Here is a 16933-nt window from a genome sequence, read left to right on the forward strand (position 1 = left end):
TTAGCTTATCACTTTAGTTAGAATTTGCTGAGCTCTCTTAGCTGCTACATTGGTCCATAAAAACTCTTGAGCCCGCTGCCTAGCAGCAAGTGCTAAATTAACTCTTATTTGTCTATCTTCATAGATCGTTTGCAATTTATCTATCCAACCTAACTTATTATGAGGCTCGATAATATAACCTTCGATATTTTCTCTAATGATACCTTCGCCAGCCATAGGGGAAACTAAGCATGGTACCCCAGCCCCTATCGCTAAATAAGTCACAAGTGGGCTTCCCTCTTCTAAGCTTGGCATAAGAAACACATCGGCAGTTGAGTAATGAGATTTTAAATCGTTCGTAAAAGATATAAACTCTATTGATGGATCAGTTTCATATTTTGCTAGGATAGGCTTCATAACGCTATCAACTTTACCTATAATCTTCAGTTTTCCTTTAATCTTAGATGCTTGCCAGTATTCCAGAAGAAGGTGAACCCCTTTTCTAGGAATAACACTACCCACAAATAGTGCTGTGAACTCATTATGGCTTTTACTCTCTATTCCAACTGTTGATACTAAGTCATCAGTATCAAGCCCATAAGAAGTGCTTAATATCTTTTCAAGAGAAATGCCAGCCTCCACAAGAGATTTTGTCACTTGCGGACTAGGACTAAAAATAAAGTCTGCATGATCTAAAATAGCGTTTTCGGATATTAATTTCGACTCAGGGATATTATAGCTGTCATCCAGTCCTATCCGTTTATATTCATCATTTAATATAGAAATTGAGGATTTATGATGACAATTGATATTTTCTATTATTAACTTAACACCATTATTTTTTATATATTTAACCGTTTCTAATGAACTTCCTGGCCACAAATGCAATACGGAATAATTATCAGAAATTTTTCTTAATATACGCTCGGACTTTTTTATTAAATGCTGCTCGTCGTGAAATCGAACAGCTAACTTATATAACCAATTAATTGGATATGATTCCTTAACATGTCTATCAAGCTGGGCAAAATCTGACTTAACTGATAATAGTTCTGAAACTAAGGAGTTTGAATTCATCCTCATAGCAATTGAATGAGCAGCATAACCAATCCCATAAGACTTCACATGATGTGGCAAATAAGCTAATACACTTTTTTGTTCAGTTTTCATCCTTAATAGCTTCTTCTTTAAATTATATTTAGTAATTAACTTGCTAGATGCTTAAGTAATCTCCTAAGAGGTAATGGTACTCTTGCCACATCTGACAAACGCGATAAATCAACCTTATCTTGTTCTCTCAATCCATATTGAACTATAAAACAAATATAGATAATAGCGCTTATTGCTGAAACTGTTAAAAGCATAAACCAACTATTAATATCGATAAATAACTTAACAATTAAGCAAAAAATAAAGCTTGGAATTGCTGGAACAAAAGTAGGTAATACAGTCTCTTTGAACCAATATAAAAAAGGAGTATGCGCGAGTCTACGACAAAAAGGCCATTTTAATGCTATGTCAAGTATCACCACAGCAATAATGGACGCATAAGCTGAACCATAAGCGCCTTGCTCAAAATACACAACGAAAAGAAAAGTCAAAAGCAAATTTGTGGCTTGAATAATTATTACTCGAAGGGACAGCCCCCTCATATCACCAGAAGCTAGAGCAACAGCAGAGCCTAATGCATTTAATGCATTCATTATACTTACACCCAATAGAATGCTCATTACTCCACCCGCATCATCATATTTACCATTCAGATAGAGATGCATTAGTTCAGTACTAAAACTCATTGCAGGAATAGCTATCATTAAAACAACCCAAGTATGGTATCGAGATGTCCTGGTGTAGGTATTTCTCAATCTTGTATAATCTTCTGTAGCGACCATCCCTGCGAGCACAGGGAAGAATGGTTTACTAATCGGTGTAAGAATTTGGATCATGGTTCTGGGGACCAAGTCAGCCACATAAAATATAGTCACCTCTACAGCTGTCGAAAAACGGTTGAGAATTAATGGATCCATCGCTTTTTTTATTACATCAGCGAGACTACCAATAAACCACCAACTACCAAAGGACGTAATCTCTCTAGCTAGAGTTTTTTTGAACTTTTTCCACGAAACTTTTTGCGCCGGTAACAACTTTAAAGAAATAGGGGTGGAAATAGCCAAATTTAAAAGTTCACTACAAACTAATGCAACGGTAACCCATAAAGCTTTCGTGCTTAGACCAAATAGAAGAATAAATAGCAAAATAATTCGAAAAACATTACATGTAATATCTATCAAGTCTTGCCAAACTAGTTTCTGTCTAACCATAAAGCCAGACAAAAAAGTAGATAAAGGAAGCCTAATGGCAGTTGAAAAAACCATTAGTGCAAGCATTAGCTTGGCGTCTGTTAAATATTCAGGACTTATCTTAAGAAAAGAATCAATATGCCAAGCAACCCAGCAACCCACTGAAAGAAAGAATACCCCAGCCAGTAACAATATGGGAAACATGGTCGAACATATCGTACTTACCTGCTCCAAATCACCTTTAGCATAAGCCGCCGTAACAAACCTTGACAGTCCACCTGTCAAGACAGTAGTTAAAAGCGGTGCAAATGCCATTGCTGACAACACTATAGGGATCAGGCTATATTCACTAGCTGAAATATGATTTAAAAGGTATTGTTGAAGCCAAATCAGCACCGACATATTTATAAGCAGCGCTAGAGCTGAACTTATTGAGTTTATAATGATGATTTTCTTGCTGATTTCAATACCGGTCATTTACATTTAAATCCAATAGAAGAATGGTGCTAGTTCTAGATATCAGTATATATACAAATTTAAGAGCAGATAAAAACAGACATTCCAGAATTAAAAGAACTTTTAACAATCAATTTTCTAGTGCGAGAAACTCCCTTATGCAAAACCTACCTTTAGTCAGTATTATTATCCCATGCTACAACAGAGAGAAGTATATTTCGCAAGCTATAGATAGTTGTTTGACACAAACATATCAGAATATTGAAATCATCGTCATAGATGATGGTTCTTCAGATAACTCGGTTAGAGTAGTCGAAAGCTATTTACCAAAAATTTCTCTCATAAAACAAAAAAACCTTGGGGTTAGTGCTGCGCGGAACAGAGGCATTCAGGCATCAAAAGGAGAACTACTGGTTTTTCTAGACTCAGATGATTGGCTGTCAAATGACATTATAGAGCAGCATGTAAAAACATTTAAACAATACGAAAATATTGATATAAGTTGTGCTGATTCTACCAGTGCGGCAAGCATTAACGGCACAATAAAAAAGTCGAACTGGCCTGAAAAGCCATCCACCCCATTAGAACTATTCCTTCTCTCCCCACCTCCCTTTCCAGCATGTGAGATGTATCGTACTTCAACTGTAAAAAAATTAGGAGGCTATGATGAGGAGATGAGAGCTTTTGCTGACTCTATATTACGTATAAGAATTATTCTAAATAAAGGTCAAGTAGTCAGAACTAAAGGAGGTTACGCAACATATCGGCCAGTTGAGAATTCCATAACCAAGAATGGAAGAAAACTACATTACTATGCCCTTAAACTTATAAGAAAGTTAAAAAATGAATTCTCAAATTCTTATGAAGTATCTAAATTATTAGATAAAAGGCTAAAAAAGCATAGATACCGATACTGGTTCTCTACATTCTATTATCACCTATCATATAGGCCAAACGAAGTTGCAAAGTTTTTTTGGCACCTTGTGAAAGTAACAAAGGTGGACCCACTTTACATTCTATTTATAGTGACTGAAAAACCGTGGAATAAAACTGAAAAAGAATCTTTCTAGTAATTAACTAAATAAAAATGCCCACAAATTCATGTGGGCATTTTTCTAATCTTATTCAAGGTAAAACATAAGAAACTAACGCATTAGACATACACCTCTAGAATATGCCCTACAGGTAGAAACATCGACATCAGCTTTGTCTTCTCTTGTAGCTTCTAGAACATCCCCAATCGTCACACTTTTAATTGTGCTTTTTGCCCCACTCCCTCTGTCATAACGACCATCTACTATAGATGGGCTCAGAGTTGTCTCTTCTGTTGTTATTTCAACTTCATTAGACAAAACCGTTGCTGTGCTTTCTACATTGTTAGTGTCTCTATATCTTGAGTATGGATCACTTGAACTTGAACTTGAACTTGAACTTGAACTTGAACTTGAACTTGAACTTGAACTTGAACTTGAACTTGAACTTGAACTTGAACTTGAACTTGAACTTGAACTTGAACTTGAACTTGAACTTGAACTTGAACTTGAACTAATTGTTGAAGAAACCGTTCCAGAAGTTCCAGTGTTTGATGGACTATGCCTATCATAAGAATCAGATATTCTAACTTTAGCATTTGGATCACTAACATTACTTACTTGACCGCTAGTAATAGTACGCTCTGAAGTTTTTTGTTCTTCAACCGTCTTTTCTATTGCTTCAGCAACAGGAGTAAGATTCTGTTCATTAGCATCTTTAATCACAATGCTTTGCTGCAAAAAACAGGAATTGGCTGAAAAATCAGTAACAATGCTATTAATATCAATATCTTTGAAACATTTTGCAGCACTATCTTGAATCATGTATATATGGTTGGAAAGTGTTGATATTGGGTTTATCCCCCCAATTCTTATACCGATTCCAGAAGGATTAGAAAGAGCAACATTATTTCCTGTAATTTCAATATTTTCAGTAATTGCATCAGGCAATTTATCAGGCTTATCTGGCACGGCTATTCCGTATAATACAGCTCCGCCTTCATCAATGATGTCATTATTCCTGAAGACTGAGTTCTGGATAGCCCCGCCAGCCAGACCTATGCCACCGACATTTTTTATTATATTATCTTCGACTACAGCATTTCTAAAGTACTCACCTCGCGAATATCCAGTACCCAGGCCAATACCATAGCAATATTTATTAGCCTTACCGACACCTTCCTCAACAACATTACCTTTGATAATTATATTGTCGACGCGTCCGTGAATAGCTAAAGAAGCACCGCCACACTGACCATTATCCATAGCAGACTGAGTGAGATAATTATCAATGATCTTGACATTTTTTATTTGTTGGATTGGCTCTAAAGTTGCTGAAGGATCATTCAAATAGATATTATGATAAAGGAAAGATTCTTTAGCGCCGCCAAAGCCATTATTCACAAATTGATTATTTATCAAACTTAGGTTGTTAGCTCCGCCCAGCAAACCTTGTAAGTGATTATTTAATATTTGTGAATTTTTTATTATTATATTATTACTGAGTCTGCTTCCTCCCCCTAAACTGAATCCAACGCTAAAACCATCAATAATCACGTTATCAAAAACAGCATCAGTAAAGCCATTATAGAAGAAGACTCCAACGCCATCACCATTACCTAATAAATATAAATTTCTTACAATGATACCTCCATTAGGTTTTTCATAATTTCTGTTACCAAAATAAAGTGCACCACCTGAGTTATTGTAAATGATAGGCAGCGGAGCCTCAGTACTAGAACCCGGTGGATAATAATCTTTTATTTCCCCGGGAATATCAGCTGACACCTTATATAAGTCAAATGGTTTATACTCAGTAACTTCGAACTTACCCCCGCGACAAAAGGATAAGGTATCGCCTCCCTTCATTTTTAAACGAATAATTTCGGAAGCTTTACTAAAAGTTTTAAATGGTTTGTCGACCGTTGTTCCAAAGTTACCATCGTCTCCACCAGAATCACAGACATAATAGTCAGTCGCAAAACTTGGTGATGATAAGGCTAATAAAGTAATAACAAAAACTGTTGTAAGATAGTGTTTCATAATTCCCCCCCACACTACATTGCTTGACTCAGTGATTGAGTACTAAGCTTATCGTCAATATTATGTGTATCAACAATAAAAATTAGTGATCCTATCGACACTTTTAATAACAAATCTTTACCAATATCCAACACCATTGCCCCTGGCCATTTTATACTGAGAAAGAAAATAAACCACGGCATCGAATATAAGTCCGAATAAGAGCGTTATTATTTTTTTTGGAGTATTTATAAGCGTCGGTTGTTCCAAAGCTCGGCGTAATCTTTTGGTTAAAAAAGAAAAAGGCACCCACGCAAATGGCCAAGTTGGTAATTCAGATTTAATTAGCGATTGCAGCCAAAGCTCATCCATACTTGCTTGTTTTAATATTTCTTGTCTTTCAGAAGCTTTAAACGATCTAAGGTGTTTATATATAACAGCATTGATAGCACTGCCAATAACGATTCTTGATTGATGTTTTATGAGAGCTCCTATTGTTCTCTCTGACTCGTAAACATGAAAAATATTTTCATCACCATCAATCTTTGTTGTGTCTTCTTCGGCCTTTAATCCATCAGTGAGGATCATTGCTCTCATATATCCATCTTCAACAGGCAAACCGATTGGCATATAAACACTTTTTGCCACAATAGCCTTTGTAATGTACAACTGACCACAAATTGAGTGTCGCCAGTCATTTAAAGCTCCCCCGGAAGATAAAATAATTTTATCAAGCAGGGATAAATGCTGCTCTGTTATAGCAAGATCTTTTACTGGTCGACTACTGACTGCTTTTAATTCACTATCAGACTCGAGCTTTCTAACAAGTGCTGACAGAACATCACTTCGGGTAAAATAGATATCACAATCAGCAAAGATGAGATAGTCACTATCTTTTCTGCTTACTTCATGTACAAATTTATTCCAAGTTCTGGACTTCCCTCCCTCGTCAAAATTTAATACTTGAAGGGTTTCATTCAAACCAAGCTTTTCAATTAAGTTAATCGCTATTGGAACAGAATTATCGTTACAGCCATTTGCCAAGAAAGTAACACGTACAGAAAAATGCTTATCTTCTAAAATATCTTGTTCAGATAACTCATGAATCATCCGAATAATATTTTTCTCTTCGTTATGAACAAAAACGCCAATGTCGACTTGAAGCATTATTTATATATCCGCAAAGAAGTTCTTATTGTAAAAATAAAACTGGTTATTAATAATCTCACCATCACATAATGGATATTAAGTTCGAGCTTCAATTCAAAAAAAGCCCGGTGTCACCACCGGGCTAAAAAACTCTCTGGGGGGCAGAAAGTTTTTTTAACTACAGTGATAATTTATCGTGCTTAGTTACTGTTATATGTGATCTATTTCACACATGGTCAGACATTAGACTAAATGTATATTGTAAAGCTCTAAAAGCCAACTACGAACACGTTTAACATCAGGGTTTTGGCTTTCTTTCATTTTAATAATCGTAGATGATCGCTTGTCTTTGATCATGTCAATCACCGTATTGACGTTCACCTCTTTAGAGTCGTCAGCAAATGCATAGACCAAAGCAAAATCACATAAGTTATTAATACGTCTTGGAACACCTTCGCTATAACAAAAAATGGCAGCACAGGCTTCATTGGTAAAAATTTTGTGATCAGCGCCAGCAACTTCCATCCTATGCTCAATATATTTTTGCGTTTCAGGATAACTTAAAGCTCTCAAGTGATACTCAACACCAATTCTCTGTGCGAACTGTTCAAGTTCAGGTAGGTTTAATTTATCACTGAGCTCAGGCTGGCCCGTTAATACCAATTGCATAAAAATATCAGCATCGATATTCACATTTGATAGTAGCCTTAGCTCTTCTAGTGCTTTAACCGATAGGTTTTGTGCTTCATCAACGATCAGAACAATTTTTTTACCTTTAGCGTGTTGTTCAATAACAAAGTCGACATAGTCACGATAACGCCCGGCGTTATCAGTAGCAGATGAGGGGATCTCCAGAGCATCAAGCACCCATTCCATTAATTGTCCGAAAGACTCACTGGTATTATTGATCAGCCCAATGAGATATTCGTCATCCAATTTGTTTAACAAGGAGCGCACTAAGGTTGTTTTCCCTGCACCAATTTCACCGGTGACCACAGTAAAGCCAGCCTGACTCATCAAGCCATATTCCAACATGGTCAGAGCTTTTTTATGTACTGGGCTAAGATATAAAAACTTAGGGTCGGGTACCAGGTTAAATGGCTTGAAGTTCAGACCAAAATGTTCTGTATACATGAATCAATAATTCTGATGGGTTGGATGTGTTTCTGCCTTGTTAAGAACAGTACCGACTAGGTGCGTGCCCTCTAAAAGCTGCAATGACTTTTTGATGTTCTCTTCATTGTTTTTACCGTCTTCCAGTACTAACAATGTGCAGTCAAAATAGTTTGAGGACATTAATACATCATCCGTTTGTAATAGAGGGGGTACATCAAAAATAATCAAACGTGAATTGTATTGTGACTTAATATCTTTCACTAACGAGGCCATTTTCGGACTGGACAATAACTCGGCAGAGTCTTCAGCCCTTCCCATACCAGGTAGGATAACCAGTCTTTCTATTCCAGGGTTGACCAGAACATGATGGAGGTACAAATCGTCTTCCAGGTATTCTTTTAAGCCCGCTTCCACATTTAAGCCAAAATAGCTGGCAATGGAAGGATTTCTTAAATCCATATCTACCAGCAAGACTGTCTGGTTTAACTCCATGGCAATTGCTACAGCAAGGTTAGCTGAAACCAATGATTTACCCTCTCCCGCAGTGGGGGAAGTAATGGCTATTGTCTGCCAATCATTCTGACGCATTTTCTGCAAAACCTGGGTACGCAACATCCTGAAGACAGCGGATTGTGGATTATTGTAATGTCCAGCGATGACTCTATTGTTTTCTAAAACACTTTGAGGCGTTTTAACGACTTTTGTTTGCGTATATTCAATATTCTGTAGAGGTGGCGCTAGCGGATCTTCGGGAAAAGATGTCTTTTCCTGTGTCTCCGTTTGAATGACTGTGTTATCTGGTTCGACCTCGATCCCCGCATGCTTCTGCTTGGCTTTATCTAAGGCTTTTTGAATTCTATCCATTCTTATTTCCTACTCAGAAGTATAACGTCACGATTACAGCAAGCTGACTTTACGCATCAACCGATACCAGAGCACTTCGAGATTAATGACATAAAAATGTATTGCAATGATTGAAATTATCGTGAGGATGATAGCCACTATAATCCAGCGGTTTCTTAATGTTTTCCTACGAGCAAGCTCTCTGGTGGTCGTAATCATCGGAATCACAACAAGTGGCGATTTCCCCACTATATGGGCCACCTGTGTGTAGCCTCTGACACCACCAAAAAACATCTCAACTAAAAATGCCAACCCAAGCCCTACACCTACTGATGCGCCTAATCCCAACACTAACAATTTTGGTCTGTTGGGCTTTTCGGCTTTTGATGGAACCGCAGGAGGTTCAATCAAGGTAAAGCTTTCACCTTTATTTTCAGACTCAAGATTTTGAGCCAGCTCAGCCTGTAACTGCTTAGAGCGTAACTCACGATATTTTGCGACAGTATTCTCATGATCACGTGTCAGCTCATCATAAGCGCGTTGTACTTGGTATGTTTCAGATACCCGACGCTCAAACTCGGCCAGTTTGGTTTTAATTTCTTCTTGCCTGCTACGAAGCCTAGACACCTCATTCTCAGTAGAGTCAATTTTTGACTTAAGCTGTACATAGGCTGGGTTCAATCGGTCATTAGATGATTTTGTTTCAGCAGGCTGACTATCTGCTTTTTTAAGGCGCTCCTCAAGACTGGCAATTTTATTTTTTTGCGCTTTTATATCAGGATGACTATCAGCATATTTTTCACTTAGAGTATTCAACTCCGTTTTAGCCTGTTCTAATTCAGTCTGAATCACTTGAGCATCATTGCCCGTGACACCTAATTCTTTTTCTAACGCATCAATTTGTCGCTTGACTCTTACCACATCAGGATGAGTTGGCTCATACTTTGATAATAAGGTGCTATATTCAATTCTTAATTGTTCTAGCCTCACTTCAGAACTGCTTGGTTCATTCGAACTGCTTGCTGTCACACCTAAAGGCAAATACATCGGGACAGTTGAAAGTTGCAAACTCAGAGTCGTGATTTGATCTTTTAATAGTAATATTTCGTTTTGATTGGAGGTTTGTTCATCTCCTAATCTTTGAATCATTGAAAGGTTGTACTGTAATAACTCTGGTAAGCTGCCACTGTAGCGGTCTTTAAATTCTGCAATTTGTTTTTCCAGTTCACGCACCTTTGCCTGAAACTTATCCCCTTCTTCTTTCAGGAAGTCTTTCGTTTCTGCCGCACGATCTGTTCGGGCTTTGACGTTTTCATTCAAAAACTCAGTAACCAGCTCATTCGCGACCTGTTGTGCTTTTTGGGGCGATTTATCCATAAACGAGACGGTAAAAGCGATACTGGCTCTTTTAGCACGACCACTCACTGGATCAGTAACATTCGCCTGGACTAAATCCACACTGACATTGGACTTAAACAACTCTACAATAGTAGAAGTAGCTGCCGTTTTTTGACGTTCAGGCCTGTATAGATCATATTTACTGACCATCTCCATCACTCTGGAAGTCGTCATCAATCGTTGTTTGATGACTTCGATACGTTGGTCAGCATAACTTGTGACGGTTGAACGAACTAAATCATTTGGAATTTCTTGTGATTCAATCAGGATGGTGCCCTGAGATTTATAGGTGGCAGGGAGTGAAAATACCACTATAAATGTCGCTATGGCTAACAACGTAGCAGGAATAATAACCCAAATCTTCCTGCGCCAGAGAAGATTAAGATAATCCCCTAAGCCTTTTACTTCTTCTTCCATTTATTATTGCTCTTTGCTGTAGATTTAGCGAGAAAAACGAATTCCATCCCAATTGTAGTCGATGTTGAATGAAAGCGCATTGCTGTCGACATCCTTGCCATCTGACTCATCAACACTACGATATCGGTATGAAAAAACAAGTGCCCAGTCTTCAGCTAGTTTCCACGATAGACTGGGTGAAAAATCAATGTATTTTGTCTCTGTACTATCTAAATCATCGGCGCTGCGATATTTACGATAGCTTGCTGATAAACTTCCAGAAACTTTCTCGGTAAAGCTCCTCCGATATGTGAACGTATAGGCATCCTGTTCATTTACATCACCTTCACTTGATGGCGTTAATGAGCGACTTGCTGAAAATGTGTAACTATTTAACTCATCTTCTCTTGTTGTACTGATTGAGTAATTTAAACCTGAACTTTGATCAGATGTTTGCGGACCAATTGCAGGGTTATTTTCGCTATCCAAATAACGTGCACCCAATAAACCATTTACTGACCAAAGTTCAGACAATTGATATTCACTTGTGAGTCCTAATGAGTAAGAGTCGTATTCATTATCCAGTCTGTCAGACTCAGCTTGATAGTTAACATAACTGACTGACAAACCCGCGTTTAACCGTTCTGTATATTGATGTTGCCAGGCCAGGTTAAGACTAGCCGTTTCATTATCTGTTAGGTTAGACGATGAACCCAGTATAGTGTTATTGCTTCCTGAATCTGACTGTTTTCGAGTTTGGTATGAGAAGCTAGAACTTATTGTGTCTAATTCCGTCAATCTGTAGCTATATGATGGCGAGATACTTTTCGTAATTGTGGTGGATGTGTTACTAAAATCGGCCGTATCTTCTTCTGCAATATCGCGTGATTCACGTTCTGCATAATTTAAATTGAGACCATAGGTACTTCTCTCATTAGCATAAGAGGTACTAAAACTGGCGAAGGGATTTTCTTTATCGAGGTCTTTTAGATCTTGATATCTGCTTATTCTATAACCTAAACGAACTTCTGATGTTGAGTTTTCTAATGATCGCGTTAAGCTTAGTGTAGGATCAATATTTAAACTGAAATCATCTAATCTATCTTCACGAAGTAGCTCATTATCGTCATATTTAAACTTAGGATCAGCCTGTGCATTAAATACCCATTCTGCTGCTGATGCTGTATTTATCAGCAGGCAAGGCAATAATAGCGGAATATATTTTCTCATGGACATGTGTCTCGGCTATTTTGCTTAAGGTACGATAATAACGTCGCCACTTTCCAATGTAATGTTGGTATTTAGTGCTTTGCCTTTTTTTATCTCTGCATATTTCACGGGTAAGACTTGTTGCTTAGCCCCATCTCTGCGAAGCACGATAATGTTGTTTTCTTCTGCATAAGGCGATAAACCACCGGCTAAACTTAGCGCTTGCATGGCGTCTAACGGTTGATTCATCACAAAAGAGCCTGGGTTGAGTACTTTCCCTAAAATATGAACTCTATTACCTTCAACATTTGTGACAGAGACCGTAACAACCGGATCTGCCAGGTATTCACTGAGTTTTTTAGTTAATTCTTCTTCAACTTCTGCCACCGTTTTTTCTTTAGCGACAACTTCGCCTGCTAAAGGAAAGGTGATAACTCCATCAGGCAGGACCGTTACTTGTTTTTGCAAAGACTCTTCATTCCATACTGAAATGTCTAAGACGTCGCCTGAATTCAATAAATAGCGTTCTGCAGCAAACGTCGTTGAAGAAAATAGAGAAAAAAGTGCAACAAAAAGTACAAGGAAGCGCTTAAGCATGAGGGAAAATCCTTATCTATAATTAACATTCAAAATTGATATTAACACTCTATTTTTCAAAAAAAAAGGGAGCTTTTGCTCCCTTTCAATTTGTAACAGTTAAGTTACTGTTAACTTAAATCTTAGTTCTTATGCAGCAACTGCTGATTTTCTTCTAAGCCCTAAGAAACCTAATAAGGCCGGAGCAAACAAGAATAATGCGGCTGGTACTGGTACAGCAGATACTGATACATCATATTTCAAAATGTTAGATGCAGCATCAATAATATCTAAACCGTAGAAAACGTTCGCAGCTAAAAATGCAGTGAAACTAAAATCACCAGTGATAACAAAGGTTTGTGCACCTGGTAAGTAACTGCCGTTAGGGCCGGTGATTTCTCCGAATTTTACTGTTGCGCCTGTTAAAGCTGTGAATGGATTGAAAGACCATTCAATTTTCACGTTGGTAGCTGTATCAGAGGTAAGATCAAATTGTGAATACCAGTTACCAACCTCACCTACAGTACCACCAGCGAGTACAGTACTGTTGTTATTTACATCAACAGATTGTGTTGCGCCACTTGATCCGATACCAGTAAGAGTCAATGTTGCAGCATTGACACCAACCGAAAACATGAGAGCTACTAAAAATAGCATCGCCTTTTTCATAATAAACTTCCTTATGCATAAGTTGAAAAAACAAGCAATGCAACCCAGCCATCTTTAAATTAAAGATCTGTGGCTTTCCGACCCCGCCTCACGACGAGTTTGGCTTTTGTTAAATTACCATATCCATAAGATATGATAATCACCTATCTGACTTTTTCAGATGAGTGAATGATATGGAGCATTGTCCACCCGTGTCTATTGTACCTTGGTACAATTTTGCTATTGGAATTTAAAATCAATTCGCTAATGGATATAAAAAAGGGAGCCTAAGCTCCCTTTTTTATCAAAAACATTGTTTTTATGCTGCAACAGCTGTTTTTCTACGCAGACCCAAAAAGCCTAATAAAGCAGGGGCAAACAAGAATAATGCAGCTGGAACAGGTACTGCAGATACTGAAACGTCATATTTAACTACGCCTGATGTCGCATCAATGATACTCAGGATGTAGCTAGTACCTGCTGTCAACATAGCTGTGAAGCTGAAGTCTTCAGTAATTGCATATGACACAGTGTCACCCAATGTACCAAAAACTAATGTTGCACCTTTAATTGCAGGGTTAAATGACCATGCGATTACAACAGGTGTATCTGTATCAGTTGTGAGTGAAAATGCTGAACTCCAAGTACTTTTTGAAGAAACAGTACCACTACCTAACACAACAGACCCAGAGGTAACATCAGCACTTTGACTTGCGATAGTTGAACCAGCTTCAGTCAGAGATAACGTCGCTGCGTTAACACTTACTGAAAACAATAAAGCTACGATAAATAGCATCGCTTTTTTCATAATAATTTCCTTATGCATAAGAATTCGAAAAAACAAGCAATGCAACCCAGCCATCTTTAAATGTAGATTTAAAGATCTGTGGCTTTCCGACCCCGCCTCACAGCGAGTTTGGCTTTAATTACACAACATCAAACACGCCGACATTGTGTAAGACCATATTATGATCTTGCTACAAAGCCATCACCGTTGATGTCTATTGTTCTGATTGCTATTAAGATATTTAAGATAACTAGTATTATCTAGTGTATATGCTTTACACCGATACCTTAACAGTATGGATATGATACTGTGTCTCAAGGTAAGTAACAAGTATATTTAGTAAGTAACATTACTAATTAAAACTAAACAGACAATTAGTAGGCGTTTTTACCGACAAACCCTTTGAACAGTGTTAAAAAAATAATCTCAAGATCTAGTAATAGCGACCAGTTCTGAATATATTTGAGATCATAATGCACACGTCCCTGCATTTTATCCAACGTATCTGTTTCCCCTCTAAAACCATTAATTTGTGCTAATCCGGTAATGCCCGGTTTAACTTTATGTCTCAGCATATATCCCTGAATCTGTGCACGATATTGCTCATTATGTGCTACAGCATGTGGCCGTGGACCAACGATGGACATCGACCCACCCAGAGAATTAAAAAATTGTGGAAGCTCGTCAAGAGACGTTCTACGCAGGAAACCACCAAAAGGGGTAATTCGGCTGTCATTCTTCTGAGCTTGTGTGACCTTTTCACCATCTTCCGTGACAGTCATTGTACGGAATTTCCATACTTTAATTTTTTCACCATCCACGCCATAACGTGTCTGTTTGAAAAATACAGGACCTTTAGATGTGAACTTCACCCCAGCTGCAATAATTAACATGGGTATAGCGATAATTGCCAGGATAATAATACTGAGAATAATATCCTCTAATCGTTTCAATATACTGTCGATACCAGCAAAGGGCGTTTCATAAACTGAAATAGCCGTGATGCCCTGATAATCCACCCAACGTGAATTGAGAAGATTGAACGTGAACAAGTCTGGTACTAAGTATACTGATGCCGTGCTATCTGCCAATAGCTCAGTTATATGCCGTATTCTATGCTCGGCTGACATAGCAAGGGTAATGTATACCGTATCCACTTTGCCTGCTTTACAGTCTTCAATCAGCTGGTTGAAGTCACCCACGTTTTTGTTGGTGACGACTAAGTTAGGCTCTGTTTCAACACGTTTTTGTGATCGGTCATCGTAATAACCGACCAATCTGAATCCTGACCAGTCCATTTCATTAAATGCACGCTCCAGGCGTTTACCTAATGTTGTTTCACCAACGATAGCAACGTTTCTGGTATTTACACCACGTGCACGGAGGATTGCCAATGATGTTCTTACAATGGCATGCCAGGAAATTAATTCAATTGGCGTCAATAAAAACCATAAAAAAACAAAGCTATCAAGATAACTACCAGAGTGAATGAAAAAGATATCAATCATTACTAGAATGAAAACACTGGTAAACCATGAAAACATAACTGCCGAGACTTCTTCTCGCAATGCAGTACCTCGCCATGAACGATAGGCATCTTGAGATTCGGCAAAGAAATTAAACAATAAAATAGCGAATAAGAGGCTCCATATGTAAAGGACATCCCATCCCGCCTTAAAAATATCAAATAAGGCCAAAAAGGTAAGCAGGATAATGCCACTATCAATCAGGCGTGATATCGCATTAATTTTTGCATCGTATTGTCTGATCCTGCCTTGAGCCATTTGTTCCTTTCCAATTCCAGATTCTGCTGGCAATAATACAGTAATTACGTCAGAGTATTGATATCAAAATATTGAATCTTTTCTGGCTGGTCACTTGTTGTATCATCTAATTGTTTATCTAAATACTATTAGACGAGTTACATCTTCCATATCATTACAGTATAAAGAACTTATAAATGAGAACAAATCCCAAACTTAAAACATATTATCCGTATTTTGACTATGTAAGATTTATCGCTGCAAGTATCGTAATGTTTTACCATGATGGCCTAATCAATTGGGATCCAAGTGGAAGTATCGCTGTTGATGTTTTCTTTGCTTTGAGTGGTTGGTTGATAGGGGGGATTTTACTGAGAAGTAAAACGGAAGACTTACCTCGATTTTATTTCAATAGAGCAATCAGAATATGGATTCCTTATTTTGCTGCTCTATCACTAATCATTCTTGTTAGTCTATTAAAAGATCCGGTTAATATTAAATGGTTTGAGTTCATCCTATACAAACTCACCTTTGTCTATAATATCTTTGGACCGCCGCAGCTACTCGAATACAAAGATATGATGCCTCTGGATGGAACCGGAAATCATTTTTGGAGTGTCAATGCTGAAGAACAGTTCTATTTATTTGCACCAATTTTACTAGTTCTAATTGGCAAATTTGGTCGCCACCCCATCACTTGGGCACTATTGTCGGTCATTGCTTGGCATCAACATCTTTATGCCCCCATATTTCTTGGTGTATTTGCTGCGATTTGTGCATACAAATATGGTAATTTCTATGAGAAACCGTTCGTCAAATTTATTCTTTTTGCTATTTTGGTCACTAGTACTTTTGGAATAATCTATAGTAATTATCAATATTTTTCCCCAGCATTTTCTATATCTCTCATTTTATTATTAGCTATTAAAGGTGAGAAAAGTGATTTCGGGGAATTCTTAGGAGGAATATCCTATCCCCTATATTTAAACCATTGGATAGGCGTCTTTGCTGCTAACAGTATCTCAGGTATTTTCGGCTTCAGAGGTACGCTTTACAGTATAGTTCTAGCGATCCTAATTGGTTATTTACTTAGTGCAATAATGTATCTGTTGATAGATAAACAATGTTTAAAACATAGGTCAAAATTTTACTCTCATGCAAGAGGAGTATGGATAACCATCAGCGCTTATCTCATGATAGTGATTGGTTTGAGTTTTGGTATATTTGTCTGGTGAAACAGGGTTTAACTCAATTAGCTCT

14 protein-coding genes and 2 riboswitches are annotated in these 16933 nt (G+C 37.7%); of the genes, 2 read left to right on the forward strand and 12 right to left on the reverse strand.

Going from position 1 to position 16933, the window contains the following annotated elements:
• The gene (locus tag AC13DA_RS08060) at nucleotides 1-1149 is read right to left on the reverse strand and encodes a glycosyltransferase family 4 protein (protein WP_482945880.1); all 1149 of its coding nucleotides are present in this window, start codon (nucleotides 1147-1149) and stop codon (nucleotides 1-3) included.
• 35 nt (nucleotides 1150-1184) lie between these two features.
• Nucleotides 1185-2756, reverse strand: coding sequence for a lipopolysaccharide biosynthesis protein (locus AC13DA_RS08065; RefSeq protein ID WP_482945881.1), 1572 nt, complete (start codon nucleotides 2754-2756; stop codon nucleotides 1185-1187).
• A gap of 137 nt (nucleotides 2757-2893) precedes the next feature.
• On the opposite strand from AC13DA_RS08065, the gene AC13DA_RS08070 reads away from it, so the two are divergent.
• The gene (locus AC13DA_RS08070; protein ID WP_482945882.1) at nucleotides 2894-3805 is read left to right on the forward strand and encodes a glycosyltransferase family 2 protein; all 912 of its coding nucleotides are present in this window, start codon (nucleotides 2894-2896) and stop codon (nucleotides 3803-3805) included.
• Between the two features lie 75 nt (nucleotides 3806-3880).
• Here AC13DA_RS08070 and AC13DA_RS08075 read toward each other — a convergent pair whose 3' ends face one another.
• The 10 genes from AC13DA_RS08075 to AC13DA_RS08120 form a co-directional block, all read right to left on the reverse strand.
• Nucleotides 3881-5809 (reverse strand): hypothetical protein, encoded by a 1929-nt coding sequence (locus tag AC13DA_RS08075; protein ID WP_482945883.1) that lies wholly within the window; start codon nucleotides 5807-5809, stop codon nucleotides 3881-3883.
• Nucleotides 5810-5926: 117 nt separating this feature from the next.
• Nucleotides 5927-6955, reverse strand: coding sequence for a glycosyltransferase family 2 protein (locus AC13DA_RS08080; protein ID WP_482945884.1), 1029 nt, complete (start codon nucleotides 6953-6955; stop codon nucleotides 5927-5929).
• Nucleotides 6956-7180: 225 nt separating this feature from the next.
• Nucleotides 7181-8071, reverse strand: coding sequence for an ExeA family protein (locus tag AC13DA_RS08085; RefSeq protein ID WP_007146586.1), 891 nt, complete (start codon nucleotides 8069-8071; stop codon nucleotides 7181-7183).
• 3 nt (nucleotides 8072-8074) lie between these two features.
• Nucleotides 8075-8917, reverse strand: coding sequence for a CpsD/CapB family tyrosine-protein kinase (locus tag AC13DA_RS08090; protein ID WP_007146587.1), 843 nt, complete (start codon nucleotides 8915-8917; stop codon nucleotides 8075-8077).
• A 33-nt stretch (nucleotides 8918-8950) separates the two neighbouring features.
• The gene (locus AC13DA_RS08095; protein WP_482945885.1) at nucleotides 8951-10711 is read right to left on the reverse strand and encodes a Wzz/FepE/Etk N-terminal domain-containing protein; all 1761 of its coding nucleotides are present in this window, start codon (nucleotides 10709-10711) and stop codon (nucleotides 8951-8953) included.
• Nucleotides 10712-10735: 24 nt separating this feature from the next.
• Nucleotides 10736-11926, reverse strand: a complete 1191-nt coding sequence (locus tag AC13DA_RS08100) for a hypothetical protein (protein WP_482945886.1) — start codon at nucleotides 11924-11926, stop codon at nucleotides 10736-10738.
• Nucleotides 11927-11944: 18 nt separating this feature from the next.
• Nucleotides 11945-12496, reverse strand: a complete 552-nt coding sequence (locus AC13DA_RS08105; RefSeq protein WP_482945887.1) for a polysaccharide biosynthesis/export family protein — start codon at nucleotides 12494-12496, stop codon at nucleotides 11945-11947.
• Between the two features lie 129 nt (nucleotides 12497-12625).
• Nucleotides 12626-13144, reverse strand: a complete 519-nt coding sequence (locus AC13DA_RS08110) for a hypothetical protein (protein WP_284723065.1) — start codon at nucleotides 13142-13144, stop codon at nucleotides 12626-12628.
• Between the two features lie 35 nt (nucleotides 13145-13179).
• Nucleotides 13180-13258, reverse strand: a riboswitch (cyclic di-GMP riboswitch).
• 184 nt (nucleotides 13259-13442) lie between these two features.
• The gene (locus AC13DA_RS08115) at nucleotides 13443-13931 is read right to left on the reverse strand and encodes a hypothetical protein (RefSeq protein WP_482945888.1); all 489 of its coding nucleotides are present in this window, start codon (nucleotides 13929-13931) and stop codon (nucleotides 13443-13445) included.
• 37 nt (nucleotides 13932-13968) lie between these two features.
• Nucleotides 13969-14054, reverse strand: a riboswitch (cyclic di-GMP riboswitch).
• Between the two features lie 230 nt (nucleotides 14055-14284).
• Nucleotides 14285-15694: an undecaprenyl-phosphate glucose phosphotransferase gene (locus tag AC13DA_RS08120; protein WP_417542104.1), complete on the reverse strand. Its 1410-nt coding sequence runs from the start codon at nucleotides 15692-15694 to the stop codon at nucleotides 14285-14287.
• Nucleotides 15695-15870: 176 nt separating this feature from the next.
• On the opposite strand from AC13DA_RS08120, the gene AC13DA_RS08125 reads away from it, so the two are divergent.
• Complete coding sequence (locus tag AC13DA_RS08125; RefSeq protein ID WP_482945889.1) at nucleotides 15871-16908, forward strand: acyltransferase family protein; 1038 nt, start codon at nucleotides 15871-15873, stop codon at nucleotides 16906-16908.
• Nucleotides 16909-16933 lie beyond the last annotated feature (25 nt).

It is taken from the genome of Methylophaga sp. F-2, assembly GCF_056859315.1.

Bases quoted from the DNA above. Each gene is read 5' to 3' on its own strand.
- AC13DA_RS08060 (WP_482945880.1), bottom strand. From the start codon at position 1,149: ATGAAAACTGAACAAAAAAGTGTATTAGCTTATTTGCCACATCATGTG.
- AC13DA_RS08065 (WP_482945881.1), bottom strand. From the start codon at position 2,756: ATGACCGGTATTGAAATCAGCAAGAAAATCATCATTATAAACTCAATA.
- AC13DA_RS08070 (WP_482945882.1), top strand. From the start codon at position 2,894: ATGCAAAACCTACCTTTAGTCAGTATTATTATCCCATGCTACAACAGA.
- AC13DA_RS08075 (WP_482945883.1), bottom strand. From the start codon at position 5,809: ATGAAACACTATCTTACAACAGTTTTTGTTATTACTTTATTAGCCTTA.
- AC13DA_RS08080 (WP_482945884.1), bottom strand. From the start codon at position 6,955: ATGCTTCAAGTCGACATTGGCGTTTTTGTTCATAACGAAGAGAAAAAT.
- AC13DA_RS08085 (WP_007146586.1), bottom strand. From the start codon at position 8,071: ATGTATACAGAACATTTTGGTCTGAACTTCAAGCCATTTAACCTGGTA.
- AC13DA_RS08090 (WP_007146587.1), bottom strand. From the start codon at position 8,917: ATGGATAGAATTCAAAAAGCCTTAGATAAAGCCAAGCAGAAGCATGCG.
- AC13DA_RS08095 (WP_482945885.1), bottom strand. From the start codon at position 10,711: ATGGAAGAAGAAGTAAAAGGCTTAGGGGATTATCTTAATCTTCTCTGG.
- AC13DA_RS08100 (WP_482945886.1), bottom strand. From the start codon at position 11,926: ATGTCCATGAGAAAATATATTCCGCTATTATTGCCTTGCCTGCTGATA.
- AC13DA_RS08105 (WP_482945887.1), bottom strand. From the start codon at position 12,496: ATGCTTAAGCGCTTCCTTGTACTTTTTGTTGCACTTTTTTCTCTATTT.
- AC13DA_RS08110 (WP_284723065.1), bottom strand. From the start codon at position 13,144: ATGAAAAAGGCGATGCTATTTTTAGTAGCTCTCATGTTTTCGGTTGGT.
- AC13DA_RS08115 (WP_482945888.1), bottom strand. From the start codon at position 13,931: ATGAAAAAAGCGATGCTATTTATCGTAGCTTTATTGTTTTCAGTAAGT.
- AC13DA_RS08120 (WP_417542104.1), bottom strand. From the start codon at position 15,694: ATGGCTCAAGGCAGGATCAGACAATACGATGCAAAAATTAATGCGATA.
- AC13DA_RS08125 (WP_482945889.1), top strand. From the start codon at position 15,871: ATGAGAACAAATCCCAAACTTAAAACATATTATCCGTATTTTGACTAT.